General features: G+C 34.1%; 11 protein-coding genes. 9 read left to right on the top strand and 2 right to left on the bottom strand.

The features are described 5' to 3' along the window. Window positions 1-33: 33 nt before the first annotated feature. The gene (locus tag C1X07_RS10190; RefSeq protein WP_103069908.1) at window positions 34-2,751 is read right to left on the bottom strand and encodes a DUF5916 domain-containing protein; all 2,718 of its coding nucleotides are present in this window, start codon (window positions 2,749-2,751) and stop codon (window positions 34-36) included. Window positions 2,752-3,032: 281 nt separating this feature from the next. Between C1X07_RS10190 and rplM the strand changes: the two genes are divergently transcribed. The 9 genes from rplM to asnS all read left to right on the top strand — a co-directional run bounded on the left by rplM (window position 3,033) and on the right by asnS (window position 14,887). After that, window positions 3,033-3,488, top strand: a complete 456-nt coding sequence (gene rplM / locus C1X07_RS10185) for a 50S ribosomal protein L13 (RefSeq protein WP_103069907.1) — start codon at window positions 3,033-3,035, stop codon at window positions 3,486-3,488. Next, window positions 3,488-3,874, top strand: coding sequence for a 30S ribosomal protein S9 (gene rpsI / locus C1X07_RS10180; RefSeq protein ID WP_103069906.1), 387 nt, complete (start codon window positions 3,488-3,490; stop codon window positions 3,872-3,874). Before rplM ends, rpsI begins: the two co-directional genes overlap by 1 nt. Window positions 3,875-4,005: 131 nt before the next feature. Further along, window positions 4,006-4,824 carry a 30S ribosomal protein S2 gene (rpsB, locus tag C1X07_RS10175; RefSeq protein ID WP_103069905.1) on the top strand — a complete coding sequence of 273 codons (819 nt, stop codon included), beginning with the start codon at window positions 4,006-4,008 and terminating at the stop codon, window positions 4,822-4,824. A gap of 169 nt (window positions 4,825-4,993) precedes the next feature. Next, window positions 4,994-5,959, top strand: a complete 966-nt coding sequence (tsf, locus tag C1X07_RS10170) for a translation elongation factor Ts (RefSeq protein ID WP_103069904.1) — start codon at window positions 4,994-4,996, stop codon at window positions 5,957-5,959. Window positions 5,960-6,417: 458 nt separating this feature from the next. Continuing rightward, on the top strand, window positions 6,418-7,125 hold the full coding sequence (gene pyrH, locus C1X07_RS10165; protein WP_103069903.1) for a UMP kinase: 708 nt from the start codon (window positions 6,418-6,420) through the stop codon (window positions 7,123-7,125). A 46-nt stretch (window positions 7,126-7,171) separates the two neighbouring features. Then, entirely contained in the window at window positions 7,172-7,735 is a 564-nt protein-coding gene (gene frr, locus C1X07_RS10160) for a ribosome recycling factor (protein WP_103069902.1), read from the top strand. A 168-nt stretch (window positions 7,736-7,903) separates the two neighbouring features. Further along, complete coding sequence (locus tag C1X07_RS10155; RefSeq protein WP_164914137.1) at window positions 7,904-10,270, top strand: DUF5686 family protein; 2,367 nt, start codon at window positions 7,904-7,906, stop codon at window positions 10,268-10,270. A gap of 84 nt (window positions 10,271-10,354) precedes the next feature. Next, complete coding sequence (locus tag C1X07_RS10150; protein ID WP_103069900.1) at window positions 10,355-12,760, top strand: efflux RND transporter permease subunit; 2,406 nt, start codon at window positions 10,355-10,357, stop codon at window positions 12,758-12,760. Window positions 12,761-13,444: 684 nt separating this feature from the next. After that, window positions 13,445-14,887, top strand: a complete 1,443-nt coding sequence (asnS, locus tag C1X07_RS10145; RefSeq protein WP_103069899.1) for an asparagine--tRNA ligase — start codon at window positions 13,445-13,447, stop codon at window positions 14,885-14,887. A gap of 137 nt (window positions 14,888-15,024) precedes the next feature. On the opposite strand, the gene C1X07_RS10140 is transcribed toward asnS, so the two are convergent. After that, window positions 15,025-15,786: a matrixin family metalloprotease gene (locus C1X07_RS10140; RefSeq protein WP_103069898.1), complete on the bottom strand. Its 762-nt coding sequence runs from the start codon at window positions 15,784-15,786 to the stop codon at window positions 15,025-15,027. Window positions 15,787-16,061 lie beyond the last annotated feature (275 nt).

Below are 16,061 nucleotides of genomic sequence, written 5' to 3'. Positions count from 1 at the left end.
AAATTAGTTACGATATAAAAAAATAAAGAAATTTTATAACACAAACCTATATGTTGCTTTAATCAAAAAAGTATTATCAGGTTGCGTGTCCAGTATTTGATTATCTAAGCTTCTAAAAAGATGATCTGAAGGATTTCCATCTCCGGTAATACCCTGAGACCATACCAAAAATATTTCGGATCCAGGTATATACTCCCAACGCAATACCAGATTTGACCTAAATTGAACAAATGCAAAATCTGGATTATCAAATGTATAATCCACTGTCCCGTCTCTATCTTCATCAACAGAATACTGATCATCTGCAAAAGAAATTTGATCATCATCATACAAAGCTATCCTATCATTCAGATCACTTGCAACTGCATTAGCAACATGATTAAAATCCTGATATCTTCCTCTCGAGATAAAAGGCTGCCCATAATACTGTATGGTAAGATTAGGATTAATACTATAATTTAATCGGATACTAGCACTTAGAGTCTGTTGATCAATTTTGGCAGTTATATATCTAGGAGTCCCATTAAAATCAACCTCTGTAACATACTGCGTTTTGTTTGGGTTTTGCTCAAACTCTGGATTCAAAGACATACTAAAAGCATTAAAAGGCTGATATCTTAGTCTTAGCACATACCTCCTAAAAGAAAAGTTATTTTGCTTGGTGAATGAATTCACATGCCCCATAGTAAAATTAAATTTTTTCCTTTGATCGGACCCAAAAAACAGAACAGCAATATTCTCTTCAGAAAACCTCCAACGAGGACCACCTCGTAGAATTGTATTCGTAAAAATACGTGGCTTATGTATCATTTCTACTTCTGTCCACCAATTATTCTGATAATTGATATTTCCACCCAAAGAGTACTGGATTCGATTATAATTTCCCTCAAAATCAAAAGCTGAAGATTGATTAAATCCGATATCAGCTCTTCTATAAAATTTTGTCGGTTTCAAAAACAAATAACGAAGGTTTGCAAACTGTCTAATATCGTCTGCTTGTCTCAAAAACCCAATGTCATTCAACTCCAATTCTGGTGAACGCCAGAAAACCCCTGCTTCATATCTCCAGTTTCCTCCGCCAGACTTTCCTCCAGCCAACTTCCCTCCTGTACCTGTAAGCGAGGTACGATTAGGATCAACACTTACATGACTTGCATCTACCCTTTGAAATAAATGGGTTAGTCTTTCTTGCGTATCTTTAATAGCTTCTTTTGACCCTTTTACATGGCTAGCCACAATATTTCCTTCAATAAAATATTCTCTATCCTTCCAGTTGTGCCTAAAATCTAATCCTCCTGTATACGCAGATTCTCTTAATAAATTAAGATTATTTTCTCTTGAATCAGTCAACTCCGAAGTCTCATCTGTTTCTGGGTTTTCATAATCTATATTAAGTACATCTCCCAAATGTCTATTAGTGGCTGTAAAAATTCCACCAATAAAAGAGTTACGTTTATTAAAATCTTTTTGCACTCTACCCACGGCATAATTTGTTAAAGGCTCTACAACCGTCTCTCTCTTATTTCCATTCTCATCTTCAATTTTTGCTATCTCACGAGCAGTAACACTTTCTAAGACACCTATAGACCAACCATCTTTTGTTTTACCACTGAACTTTGCTGCACCAAGAATAGTAGTATTACTAGGTGAGTCAACAAACTCATCATTTACAGGACTAGAATCATTTATTGGGTTTTTTCCAACTACTCCCTGCGGGCTTCTTCCTATCCTACGCGAATAGAATATATTATCAAACCCATTGGCAAAACGATAATCAAATATATTCTTGTTTTCAACAAAAAACGGTCGTTGTTCTCTAAAAAAGACTTGAAATCCATCCAGTGCAATAGCAGCGGGATCGGCTTCGACTTGACCAAAATCAGGATTAACTGTTAAATCTAATGTAAGATCATTTGTAATTCCAATTTTTGCATCCAACCCAGCATTAAGCCCAAAATCTTCCCCATCTCTAAAAGGGTTACCTTCTTCTTCGGGATAGGTATCTAACTGAGTTACTGCAAACGGTTGAATTTCCAATTGCTTTTGCGCTTCAATATTGATTAAACCATGTAGTTCTCCAAATTCGCTAACAAACCCGGAAGCATCTCTAGGAATACGCTGCCAAACAGATCTTTCTGCCTTTCTAAAAATCAACCGGTTTACCTGAAGTCCCCAAATTTGCTCTTTAGCCTTACCGAACTTTAATTGACTTAAAGGAATTTTGATCTCCGCAGTCCATCCTTCACTATCAATCTTGCTTGCCGCATACCAGATAGGGTTCCAGCTAGGATCCCAATTATCACCATTTTGAGAAACAAATTCATCCCCTTTTACTCCTGCGGCTGTTATTGTAAAGGAAAAAGCTGTCCTCTTATCATGATACGTATCTAATATTAGTGTAATACGATCACCAGTAAAACCATCTCTCCTAGATAATCTTTTTTCGATCTTATCGGGTTCATCATCATAACATCTAAAAGCGACATAAAGGTATTTCTGATCATACAGTATTTTATATTTAGTTTGCTGACTTGGAGGGGTATTCTCATCAGGATCACTTTCAATAAAATTATCACCCCAGTCTACAAGATCCCAACCCTGTTCTTCAATCACACCATCGATAGATGGTATATCAGTCTCATTAATCGGTTTTGTTGTATATATTTTCTTTTTAAGAACACTTGTAGAATCTTGCGCTTTTGTAACAATAGGGAATAGAAAAAGTACCCAAATACAGGTATAATATTTCATGGTGACTATACTATTTGATGATTGATTTATCTAAGATGACAGAAATTATCTTAGTTTGTCACACTACATATAGTTTTTTAGTAAAAAATTAACAAGGACTACATATTTTATAGCATGAATTAAACAAAAGGTCAACCATAACTTTAACCTGACTGAAAACCAACGAGTCATACTTTAAAAATAATATCAATTACCTATTTGCTATATAAATATATAGTTGTACATTTGCACCCCTATTTTATATAGGAAAAGGAATGTTTAATTAAGTAAAAATAATTAGTGTGGACACATTAAGTTACAAAACAGTATCTGCCAACAAAGCTACCGTTACAAAAGAATGGTTGCATGTAGATGCTGAGGGACAGACTTTAGGTCGCCTTGCTTCTGTAGTTGCAATACTACTAAGAGGTAAACGCAAACCTGATTTTACCCCACACGTTGATTGCGGTGATAATGTTATCATTACCAATGCCGAAAAAATCAACTTAACAGGAAAAAAGTGGACTGAGAAATCATATATCCGTCACACTGGATACCCTGGAGGGCAAAGAAGTCTTACTGCTCAGGAATTGTATGACAAAAATCCAGAGCGTTTAATCGAAAAAGCGGTAAAAGGAATGTTACCTAAAAACAAATTAGGAGCAGCTTTATTCCGTAATTTAAAGGTATATGCCGGAGCAGAACACAATCAAGATGCTCAGCAGCCTAAAACTGTTAACTTAAAAGAATTTAAGTAATGGAAGTTATTCACAAAATTGGTCGTAGAAAAACGGCTGTAGCCAGAATCTATCTTAAAGATGGTTCAGGAAAAATTACTGTTAACAAAAAGGAACTTGCTGATTACTTCACCACTGCAACTTTACAATACAAAGTAAACCAACCTCTTACTTTAACTAGTAATGAAGATAAATACGACGTAAATGTAAATGTATACGGAGGAGGAATCACTGGGCAAGCAGAAGCTGTTCGCTTAGCAATATCCAGAGCTGTATGTGAACTGGATGAAGAAAACAGATCAATCCTTAAACCAGAAGGTTTATTGACTAGAGACCCAAGAATGGTAGAGCGTAAAAAATTCGGACAGAAGAAAGCGCGTAAGAAATTCCAGTTCTCTAAACGTTAATTTATTAAAACAGTATTTGTTGTTACCTCGGATTTTTGAGGGGTTAGTTTAGCATCTAAATGCACAAGGTCGTACAAAAAAAGTAGCCACTTGGGCATTGCTAATTCAACAGAACGTAAACTATTACAAAAATGGCAAACAATATCGAAGTAAAAGAATTACTTGATGCAGGTGTACACTTTGGTCACCTCACAAGAAGATGGGATCCAAATATGGCTCCTTATATCTATATGGAGCGTAATGGTATTCATATCATTAACCTATATAAAACTGCTGCAAAAATCGATGAAGCTAGTGAAGCTTTAAAAAAGATTGCAGCGTCTGGAAGAAAAATCCTTTTTGTTGCTACAAAAAAGCAAGCCAAAGAAATCGTTGCTGAAAAAGCAGCCAAAGCAAACCAACCATACATTACAGAAAGATGGCCTGGTGGTATGCTTACCAACTTTGTAACTATTCGTAAAGCCGTTAAAAAAATGGCAGCAATAGATAGAATGAAGAAAGATGGTACTTTTAACACATTATCTAAAAAAGAACGTTTACAAGTAGACCGTTTGAGAGCTAAATTAGAAAAAAACTTAGGTTCTATTTCTGATATGACTCGTCTACCAGGAGCGTTATTTGTTGTAGATATTACTCGTGAGCATATCGCGGTAAAAGAAGCTCAAAAATTAAACATTCCTATTTTTGCAATGGTTGATACTAACTCTGACCCACGTCAGGTACAGTATGTAATCCCAGCAAATGATGATGCTTCAAAATCTATCGACAAAGTAATGACTTATGTTAGTGATGCTGTTATTGAAGGTTTAAGCGAAAGAAAGGCTACAAAAGAAGCTCCTAAAAAGGATGCTCCGGCAAAGGCAAAAGCTGATGCCCCGGCAGCACCTGCAAAAGTTGAAGCTACTGTAGAAGCTCCAGTAACTGAAGCTGCAAAGCAAGAAGAAGAATAAACAAATAGATAAACTATCTATTAAAATTCGAAGTTAAGCTTTATCTATTAAGACAAAATTTAACTTTAGCATAAAATTGATAAGTCGTTTGGTTCTTTACTTTTGCAGTACAACTAAACGACTTGTTTTTTATACAAACAATACATTTACACATTAAATATTTAAAGATATGGCAAAGATTACAGCAGCCGAAGTAAGCAAATTACGTAAGGCTACAGGTGCCGGAATGATGGACTGCAAAAAAGCTCTTGTTGAAGCTGAAGGAGATTTTGACAAAGCGATAAAAATCCTTAGAGAAAAAGGGCAAAAGATTGCTGACAAAAGAGCAGACAGAGAGTCTTCTGAAGGTGCGGTTATTGCAAAAGTTAATGACTCCAAAAACAAAGGAGTAATCGTTTCTCTTAACTGCGAGACTGATTTCGTAGGAAAAAATGATTCTTTTGTTTCTCTTGCAAATGAATTAGCTGAAGTGGCTCTAAACACTTCTTCTAAAGAAGAACTTTTGGCTTCAGATTTTAATGGTATGACTGTTCAGGAAAAACTTACTGAACAAACAGGTGTTATTGGTGAGAAAATCGAAATCGGAGATTACAAAGTTCTTGAAGCTCCTTTTGTTGGATCTTATATTCATGGAAACAAGATTGGAGCTCTAACTGGATTATCTACACCTATCGAGAGTGCAGAAACTCTTGCTAAAGATATCTCAATGCAGGTAGCTTCTATGGGCGCAACCACTTTATCATATAAAGATTTTGATCCAGAATACGTTGCTTCTGAAACTCAAGCAAGAATAGCAGCAATTGAAAAAGAAAATATCGAACTTGAAAGATTAGGAAAAACATTAAAAAATGTACCTCAATTTATCTCAAGATCTCAATTAACGGATGAAGTAATTGCAAAGGCAGAAGAAGATCTTAAAGCAGAACTTAAGGCAGAAGGAAAACCAGAGCAAATCTGGGACAGAATTCTTCCTGGAAAACTAGAAAGATTTATTTCTGACAATACAACTTTGGATCAAGAACAATGCCTTCTTGACCAAAACTTTATTAAAGACGAAAAGAAAAGTGTTGCTGATTACGTAAAAACACTTGGAGACGTATCTGTAGTTTCATTCGAAAGAGTGTCATTAGGATAATCTAAACAATAAAATGTTTTTCAGAAACTTATCTGAAAAGCAAAAACCGCTTCTATAACAGAAGCGGTTTTTTTCATCTTCATTTTCAAAATATCATCTTCCTGACTTTATAACATTTATAAGCCCTGAATTTCTTCATAAGCTTACCCCCAAAATAAAGACCAACTCCCCAATCGGTCTATCTTGCATAAACACCAAAGATGCTTATACTTAAAAATGCCTAAACATCATTCCAAAAATATTTCTCATCCCCCAAACATTTTTTTGTTTTCCCTGAAGCAAACCTATAACATATTTTAAAACCAACCAACACCACGAGCAGGGGAAAACCACCCTTTTTTTCTTACAACATTTTACCCTAGACATTTTACCTCCTAAGTCATTTTTTTACCTTTATATTCGAAACTATTTTCTAAATTAAGAATATCATTATATTTGTACCTCAGTTAAATCTTAGAATGGAATATAAAAGAATATTACTTAAATTATCTGGCGAAGCTCTAATGGGTGATCGTCAATATGGAATTGACCCCAAAAGACTGGCAGAATATGCCAATGAAATCAAGCAAATCACCAACAAAGGAGTTCAAGTCGCTATTGTTATTGGTGGGGGTAATATTTTTAGAGGCGTTGCGGGTGCTAGTAAAGGAATGGATAGAGTACAAGCGGATCACATGGGCATGTTAGCCACTGTCATTAATGGTCTTGCTCTTCAAAGCGCTCTTGAGGATGCCGAGATACCTACACGTTTGCAGTCTGCAGTAAAAATCAATGAAGTTGCAGAACCTTTTATTCGACGTAGAGCAATTCGACACTTAGAAAAAGGAAGAGTTGTAATATTTGGAGGAGGAACTGGAAATCCTTACTTCACTACTGATTCTGCTGCAGTACTTAGGGCCATTGAAATTAATGCCGATGTTATTCTTAAAGGAACAAGAGTAGATGGAATATACACTTCTGACCCTGAAAAAAATGCCGATGCAACAAAGTTTGATTTCATATCATTTGATGATGTTTTACGTAAGGGATTAAAGGTAATGGACACCACGGCATTTACTTTAAGTCAAGAAAACGAGTTACCTATTATAGTTTTTGATATGAACAAAACCGGAAATTTACTAAAAGTAGTTTCTGGAGAACCCATAGGAACACAAGTAAACCTTTAATCATATTGGCTTATTTTTTGATTAGTCAAAAGAAAAGAACAAAAAAATGAACGAAGAAATAAATTTTATTATAGATTCAACTAAAGAATCTATGCAAGCAGCAATTACTCATTTAGAAAAAAAGCTGTTAAACATAAGAGCTGGTAAAGCTTCTCCCGCGATGCTAGGTAGCGTAATGGTAGAATATTACGGCTCTCCAACGCCGTTAAATCAAGTAGGCAATGTAAGCACTCCAGATGCAAGAACAATTACAATTCAACCATTTGATAAATCTGTAATTTCTGAAATTGAAAAAGGCATCCAAGTGGCTAATCTAGGTTTTAATCCTATGAATAATGGCGAAAGTGTAATCATAAGCGTCCCTCCTCTTACAGAAGAGCGTCGTAGAGATTTAGCTAAGCAAGCAAAATCTGAGGCAGAAGACTCCAAGGTTGGTATACGCAATGATCGTAAAAGCGCCAATAATGAGATTAAAAAGCTAGAAAAGGAAGGTCTATCGGAAGATATGGCAAAAAATGCGGAAGTAGACGTTCAGGAATTAACAGACACTTTTATCAAAAAGATTGATGAAATGCTTGCTGTAAAAGAAAAAGAAATTATGACAGTTTAGTATTATATTCTTAATACTTGTTAATAAAGCAAAGCGTTTTCTGATTGGAAACGCTTTTTTTGTATCTTCGTTTTTTTGAACTTATATGGCATAATGCAGAACAAATTTTTTTGTTTATTACTTTTCATACACTCTGTTTTAATTTCTCAAGTTAACATTAATGGCATTGTGATTGATGAAAGTTCTGATCAGCCCTTACCTTTTGCGACTGTAAAAACCAATAGCTCTTCATATGCACTGACTTCTGTTAAAGGCGAATTTATAATACGATGCAATGCATATCCTGTTAATCTTACGGTAAGCTATCTCGGGTATCAAACAAAAACGATATCAATTTCATCCAAAAATCCTACAAAGATTGAAATCAAACTCAATCCTAAAGAAGAGAACCTTGATCCCGTAAAGTTAGATGTATCTGAAAACGTGGCTGCAAATATCATTAAAGAAGCTATACGTAAAAAAGGAAAAAACAACCCAAAAAAATCACTGGCAAATTTTAGCTACAAAAGCTACAATAAACTAAAAATAACAGAGGATAATCAAGCGCACTTAAACTCCCCCGACACATCGAATGTTGATATGGAACACTTGTTTAACAAAGCGCATTCTTTTTTATCAGAAAAAATCAGCTTACACCAGTTTAAAAAAACCGCAGGAGAAAAAGAAACTGTTTTAGCTACTCGTATGACTGGCTTTAAAAAACCAATATATAATGTATTAGGTATTAAAATACAATCTAACTCTCTTTATGGTGAAGATTATACTATTTTTAACAATAAATACATAGGACCTTTATCCAAAAGAGCTCTTAGAAATTATCACTACAAAGTTCTGGATACAACTCAAAGTAAACAACCTGCATTTGTTGTTCTTTTTCAACCCAGAAAATCCAAAAGTTTTGCCAATTTAGAAGGGGTACTATACTTAGACATAAAAACATTCGCGATACAAAAAGCAATTATTGAATTAAGAGGGGAACTCAATGTAATAGCCACTCATAATTTTAAATACTTTTCTGAAAAAGAAAATTGGTTTCCCATTCAACAGGAAATTGTTATTCGACCCGGAAAAGGTAGACAAAAAGTAAGTCTCTTTGGAGGACAAATATCCGTTGGGAGGCTGGCAAATGACAAAAAGACTTTTTCTGGAAACAATGATTTTTTAATCTCTACAACTGATCTATTCGATATTGAGCTAAACACTATACAAGGCATAAAACAAAGCCAAGCGTCAATAAAAATAGACCCTCAGGCAAACGATAGATCAGAAGCATATTGGAATCAATACCGCACAAGTGCTATTACTGAAAAAGACTTAAACTCATTTCAAGTAGTTGACAGTATCGTAGATGCTCAGAATATAGAACGTAGAATTGATGTTATACAAAGTTTTAATACTGGCTATTACCCAGTTGGCTTCTTTAATTTTGACCTCACCTATCCTATAAAATTTAATAACTATGAGGGATTAAGATTAGGTATTGGTGGTAAAACAAATTCAAAATTCTCTAATCGGTTTAGACTTGGAGGATATATAGTTTACGGTTTTAGAGACTCAAAGTCTAAATATGGTATTGGAGGAGGTTTATTATTAAACAAAAACTCTGACTCCTGGCTAACTGTTAACTATACAGATGATATAAAAGAGGTTGGTAGCTTCTTATATCTTACAGACCGAAGAGTGTATTCTTTATTCGAACCCCGTTTGGTGAACATTGATTTTTACTATAAACACAGAACCTGGAGCACAAGCTTACAGCAACAGATATTTCCTAAATTAATGTCTGAAACTCAATTTGCAATGAGCAACATAGCTCAGACTGGAGGGTATCAATATATAAATGACAATAGCTCTTTTTCTGCATATAAAACAGCAGAGGCTACAATTGCATTGAGATGGAGTCCTTTTAGTAAATTTTTAAAAACTCCTAACCAATACAAAGAAATCCATGACGGATATCCCAAAATTACAGCACAATACACACAAGGATTTAAAGGAGTATTTGACAGCAATTTCTCTTATAGCAAGATAGGCCTAAAAGCAGAATACATTATCAATCGTATTAAACAATCCCAAACAAGTATTTTATTTGAAGCAGATCTAGCAACTGGAGACGTTCCTCTTACTCATTTGTATCACACATATCCCAATGCCCCATCAAAAGAAACAATACTAAGAAGGTTTTCTGTAGCGGGTCGAAGAACCTTTGAAACCATGTTCTTTGGCGAATTTTTCAGTGACAGATTAGCAACTTTACAAATAAAACATAGAATAAAACCTGTCCGAGTGACTAATTGGTTTAAACCGGAACTTGTTTTTATAAGTCGCTATGCTATTGGAGATGTTAGCAATCCCGAAAATCACCAAGGGGTAAACTTCTCATCCTTACAACAAGGGTACCAAGAATCGGGTCTTGAAATCAACAAATTGTTTGCTGGTTTTGGCCTTAGTTTTGCTTATCGTTATGGTGCTTATCATCTTCCGCAGTTTGAAGACAACATCTCTTTTAAGTTTACTTTTTATTTAAAACTATAATCATTTGAAACCAAAACATTTTCTTTTCTAAAATTGACAAATAATATCTTCCCAATTCTTACATTTGCAGCAGGAAAATAAAGAATGGCAAAATTATTCAGTTTCGGGTTTTGGAATGCACTCGCTGGAATCATACTCCGTAATAGAGCAGTAATATTTCTAGCAATCATTGGGATTACAGTTTTTTTAGGTTTTCAGTGGAAAAACATGAGGTTCTCACATTCAGAGGCCAATTTACTTCCTGATGATCATGAAGTAAACATCAAGTATCAAGAGTTTCTTGAAAAATTTGGAGAAGAAGGCAATTTAATAGTGATGGCTGTTAAAGACAGTACTCTTTTTACTCCCGAGAAATTAAAAGCTTGGAATGATTTTAACAATTCTTTTAAAAAGTATGACGAAATAGACTTAGTAGTCTCTATTGCAGATTTAAAAACTTTAAAAAAAGAAAAAAATCCTGATAGATTTGAGTTAGTTCCTTTTATCAAAGATTCAAGCTTTACACAAAAAGAAGTTTCCAAATACAAGTACGAGTTATTTAACAAACTACCTTTTTATGAAGGGTTAATATACAGCAAAAAATCTCAAACCATACAAAGTGCTCTTTATCTTAAAAAAGACATTGTAAACACTCCGGTTAGAAAGAAATTTATAGAGAAAGTCCTACAATCTGCTGTTGAAGAATTTGAAAAAAAACATGATCTTGATATTAAAGTTTCTGGTATGCCATACATCAGAACCTTGAATTCTCAAAATATCATGGATGAAATCCAGGTATTCATTCTTGCCGCCTTACTAGTTACTTCATTAATATTCTTTTTCTTTTTCAGATCATTTAGAGCAACGTTTATCTCAATGACCGCTGTGATTATTGGTGTAATGTGGGCTTTTGGAATTCTAGGGCTTTTACAATATGAAATTACTGTACTAACTGCCATTATACCTCCATTAGTTATTGTAATTGGTATCCCTAATTGCATCTTTCTGATCAACAAATATCAACAGGAAATAAAAAAACATGGCAATAAGGCAAAATCTCTACAACGTGTTATAACCAAGGTCGGAAATGCCACCTTGATGACCAATGTAACCACAGCCTCAGGGTTTGCAACCTTTGCCTTAACAGAAAGCAAGCTACTTAAAGAATTTGGTATTGTAGCCTCAATCAATATTGTTGCACTATTTATACTTTGTTTATTGGTAATTACTATTATTTATAGTTATATGCCACAACCAAAAGAAAGGCATTTAAAACATCTTGGAAAAGGCTGGATTGAAAAACTAATGGATTGGATGGAAAACATGGTTAAAACCAGACGTGTAACCATCTATTTTTCTTCTGTTATCATTTTAATTGTTAGCATCATTGGAATATACACCATAAAAGTTTCTGGAAGCCTGTTAGAAGACATGCCTAAATCCGCTGGGTTTTATAAGGACATAGAGTTTTTTGAAAATGAATTCGACGGGATTATGCCGTTAGAAATATTGATTGATACCAAACGTAAACAAGGAGTATTAAAACTTCCTACAATTAAGCGTATGGAGAAACTTCAGGAGCTTCTAGAAGAAACCCCCGAACTTTCTAAGCCGATATCTATTGTAAACTTGGTCAAATATTCAAAACAAGCTTTTTATAACGGAAACCCTAAATACTATCAAATACCGACTAGTCAGGAGCGAAATTTTATTCTCCCCTATGCAAAGAGTTTTGATTCTAAAACCGGGGTATTAGAAAGTTATGTAGATTCTACAGGGCAATACGCAAGGATCACCACTTTTATGAAAGATGTAGGAACAGAAGAGATGGAACGTATTGAAGCAGCTCTTGCACCTCAGCTAGAGAAAATATTTCCAAAAGACAGGTACGATGTTTCTTTTACAGGTAAAGCTCTTATATTTCAGAAAGGAACCAAATATCTAGTATGGAATCTAACCTTTTCTTTGGGGTTAGCCGTAATCCTAATTGCTCTTTTTATGGCATGGATGTTTAGGTCGTGGAAAATGATTGTTATCTCACTCATTCCTAATTTACTCCCATTGCTAATGACTGCCGGTCTTATGGGATTTCTTGGCGTGCCCATAAAACCATCTACTATTTTAGTTTTCAGTATTGCTTTTGGAATCTCTGTAGATGACACAATACACTTTTTGGCAAAATACAGACAAGAACTCAAAACTAATCATTGGAGGATTAGAAAGTCGGTATTAGCATCATTAAGAGAAACAGGAGTGAGTATGTTCTACACCTCGACTGTTCTGTTTTTTGGCTTTTCTGTGTTTATGATATCCAGTTTTGGAGGTACCAAAGCTCTTGGAGGATTAGTTTCTACAACTTTATTATTCGCAATGTTAGCTAACCTACTGCTACTACCTTCTTTATTACTTTCATTAGAACGAAGTATTGCAAACAAGAAAACCCTTAAAGAACCTACACTAAAAATCATCCCTAATGATGATGAACTAGAAGAGAACAAAGAAGACAAGTAATAAAATTATTCAAAAAAAGCCCCGCTAGAAACTAACGGGACTTCTGTAAGATAGATTACCCCAAAACCTATCGAACTAAACTTAACGTAAACACAATCGTCATAATTGCATATGCAAGATACAGACCCTTTTTATATTTTGAAATACCCTTTAGGGGGGAAAAATCCCCTTTTTTAAAAAAAGACCTGTATTTTAACATTATTTACACTAGTAACAAGAGCGTATATTTACTTCAACCACCTGAAAACAAACAGATTACTCTACTTACCTCCTGGTTTAATTTTATCCTGTTTGATCAAAAAAAAATCAAAAAACTATACTTTTTTAGTGATAAACGTGCATAATTATAGTTTTCCTGTAGAGTCGCTACTTCAAAAAGCGTCAGATTCTAGTATTATCTAGTATCAACTTAAGGATCAAAAAAAGACATCATAATATTTTCATGACTATAATTCTTTTTTGAATTCATAAGATAATGCTTCAATCCGATTAAAAATTTATCTTTGCTACCTTAAAATTCATATATATTTTGATTTTATAGATTTCATTCAATCTAAAGATATGAAGTTGATAACTAATAAGAATAAGTAATAATGAGATAAGCATGGTATTAAAGTTTCGATATCAATTGAAATGATTACTATGTGAATTCCATCTGATCAATAAAAAAACAAATACAAACAGATGAAGCATACTAAAGTAATAGAGGTACTACAAAGTGATAAACTATTACAACCTATAATTGTTAAAGGTTGGGTTCGTTCTTTTAGAAATGATCGTTTTATTGCGATTAATGATGGATCTACGATTAATAATATCCAGTGTGTTTTAGAAGATAATACAATTGATTCTACCATTCAAGATAGAATAAATGTTGGAGCTGCAGTGGTTATATCCGGTACTCTTGTAGAGAGCCAAGGAAAAGGGCAACGTGTAGAAATACAAGTCACCGATGTTGAAATTGAAGGAGATGCCAATCCCGAAGAGCTAAAACTAACTATTTTATCTCCAAAACGTCATACATTAGAAAAATTGCGTGAACAAGCACATCTTAGAGTTCGCACAAATACTTTTGGGGCTATCATGAGGGTACGATCTAAACTATCTTTTGCAATACACGAATATTTTCAAAAGAATGATTTTTACTACGTGCACACTCCCATAATTACAAAAAGTGATGCAGAAGGTGCAGGAGAAGCCTTTAAAGTAACCAATATGGATCTAAATGATGTTCCAAAAGACGAAAATGGCGAGGTAGATTACTCAAAAGATTTTTTTGGTGGTGAAACAAATTTAACCGTTTCTGGGCAATTAGAAGGTGAAACGTATGCTATGGGGTTAGGACAAGTATACACATTTGGACCTACATTTAGAGCAGAAAACTCAAATACATCTCGTCACCTTGCAGAATTCTGGATGGTAGAACCAGAGATTGCTTTTTGCGACCTTGATGGAAATATGGATTTAGCTGAAGATTTCATAAAATATGTAATACAATTTGTTTTAGAAAACTGCCAGGATGATCTCGAATTTTTAGAAAACCGGTTAGTACAAGAAGACAAACAAAAACCTCAAGCTGAAAGAGCTGAAATGCTACTGCGTGATAAATTAAAATTTATACTCGAAAATAATTTTAAGCGTGTAAGCTATACTGAAGCTATCGAGATTCTACAGAACTCTAAACCAAATAAAAAGAAAAAGTTCAAATTTCCAATTAATGGTTGGGGAACAGATCTACAAAGTGAACACGAAAGATTCCTGGTAGAAAAACATTTTAAGTGTCCTGTAATCTTATTTGATTATCCTGCAGACATAAAATCCTTCTACATGCGCCTCAATGAAGACGGAAAAACAGTACGCGCAATGGATATTTTGTTTCCTGGAATTGGAGAGATTGTTGGAGGTTCTCAGCGAGAAGAACGATTGGATGTTTTAAAAGAAAAAATGGCTGCTCTCAATATTCCGGAAGAGGAGTTATGGTGGTATTTAGACACTCGCCGCTTTGGCACTTGTACTCATAGTGGTTTTGGATTAGGATTTGAGCGTCTGGTACTCTTTATAACTGGAATGAGCAATATAAGGGATGTAATTCCTTACCCAAGAACACCGCTTAATGCAGAGTTTTAATTCTTAATAATTATGTATTTAGAGATCCTTAGGATCTCTAAATACATAATTACTATTTTATATTTTCACTTTTCAGGTTTTTAACATCCCTAAAATCGTTTCGTTAAAACCTAACACCCTGACTCTACATAGTATTTTTAATACCCTGCAAGTCTTGTAGTAGTATTAGTCAAATTAATTTGATCAATTCTCTTCTTTATTTTTTCTTCTTGCTCTTTATTAAAACTTTGTCTCAAGTCTCTTTCTGTTGTACTCATAATATTTCCTGACTCATGAGTATGAAATAATCCTAGCGCATGCCCTATTTCATGTGGACTTGTTGATGTGTACAAATGCTCATCAGTTAGCAACACCCTTTGATTCCTTCCCATTCCGGCTATTGCTCTTATATTAGATCTTTTAATAATGTAAATATTTAGTCTGTCTTTATCAAAAGACTCTTGAGATTGCATAAAAAATGTACTTGGCTCTGAGCCTACATTATCTCTCAGATCATACAATTCTTCATTAACCAAAGTTTTAGAATTATCTAGCTCAAGTCCAATTCCCATTCTATGAAAATAATATCCATTCAAATAATCTAGATATTCTTTTTCATCAAGGCTATACGAAGATCGGTTTGAAGATTCTTCTGCCTCAACATATATAATATTAACCTTAATAATTCTTTCTGGGTTTTCGACAAATATTTTTTCCATATAGTTAGGACTATGATCCGTATCCTTTTCGCAAGATGAAAAAATAAACATCGAAAATAATAATAGCACCAAAGTGCATTGTAGCCTTAATGAACCTTTATATCTATTTCTGTTAAAGAAAGACAAATAGGTTATTAAAATTTGGATCTCGTTAATACTGGTTGCAACAGCGTCTGTAATAGGTTTAGTAGTTTTCGTCATGGTTTTAAGATTTGGGTATACTTCTGGGGTAAAGAAATATTGGGTTGTTTAAAAGAGAAAACTTAATCAGAATTCTAACTTTTTAAACTTGTTAAACTTTCTTCTGGGGCATTAGAAGATTATTTACATTTCGACGAATTTACTTTGAATATGAGCTGATTCACAATTACTTAAATAACTCATTATAAAGGTAATACAGAATATCGATATTTGGATACGGTAAAAACGTAATATTTTTACGTAATTCTCAAAAACAGTGTTTTTCGTCGAAAAAA

The sequence above is a fragment of the Aquimarina sediminis genome (assembly GCF_002895435.1).
In the GTDB taxonomy this organism is placed as follows: Bacteria; Bacteroidota; Bacteroidia; order Flavobacteriales; family Flavobacteriaceae; genus Aquimarina; species Aquimarina sediminis.
The sequence above is the reverse complement of the archived record's forward strand: the minus strand, read 5'-3'. Positions and strand labels throughout refer to the sequence as shown.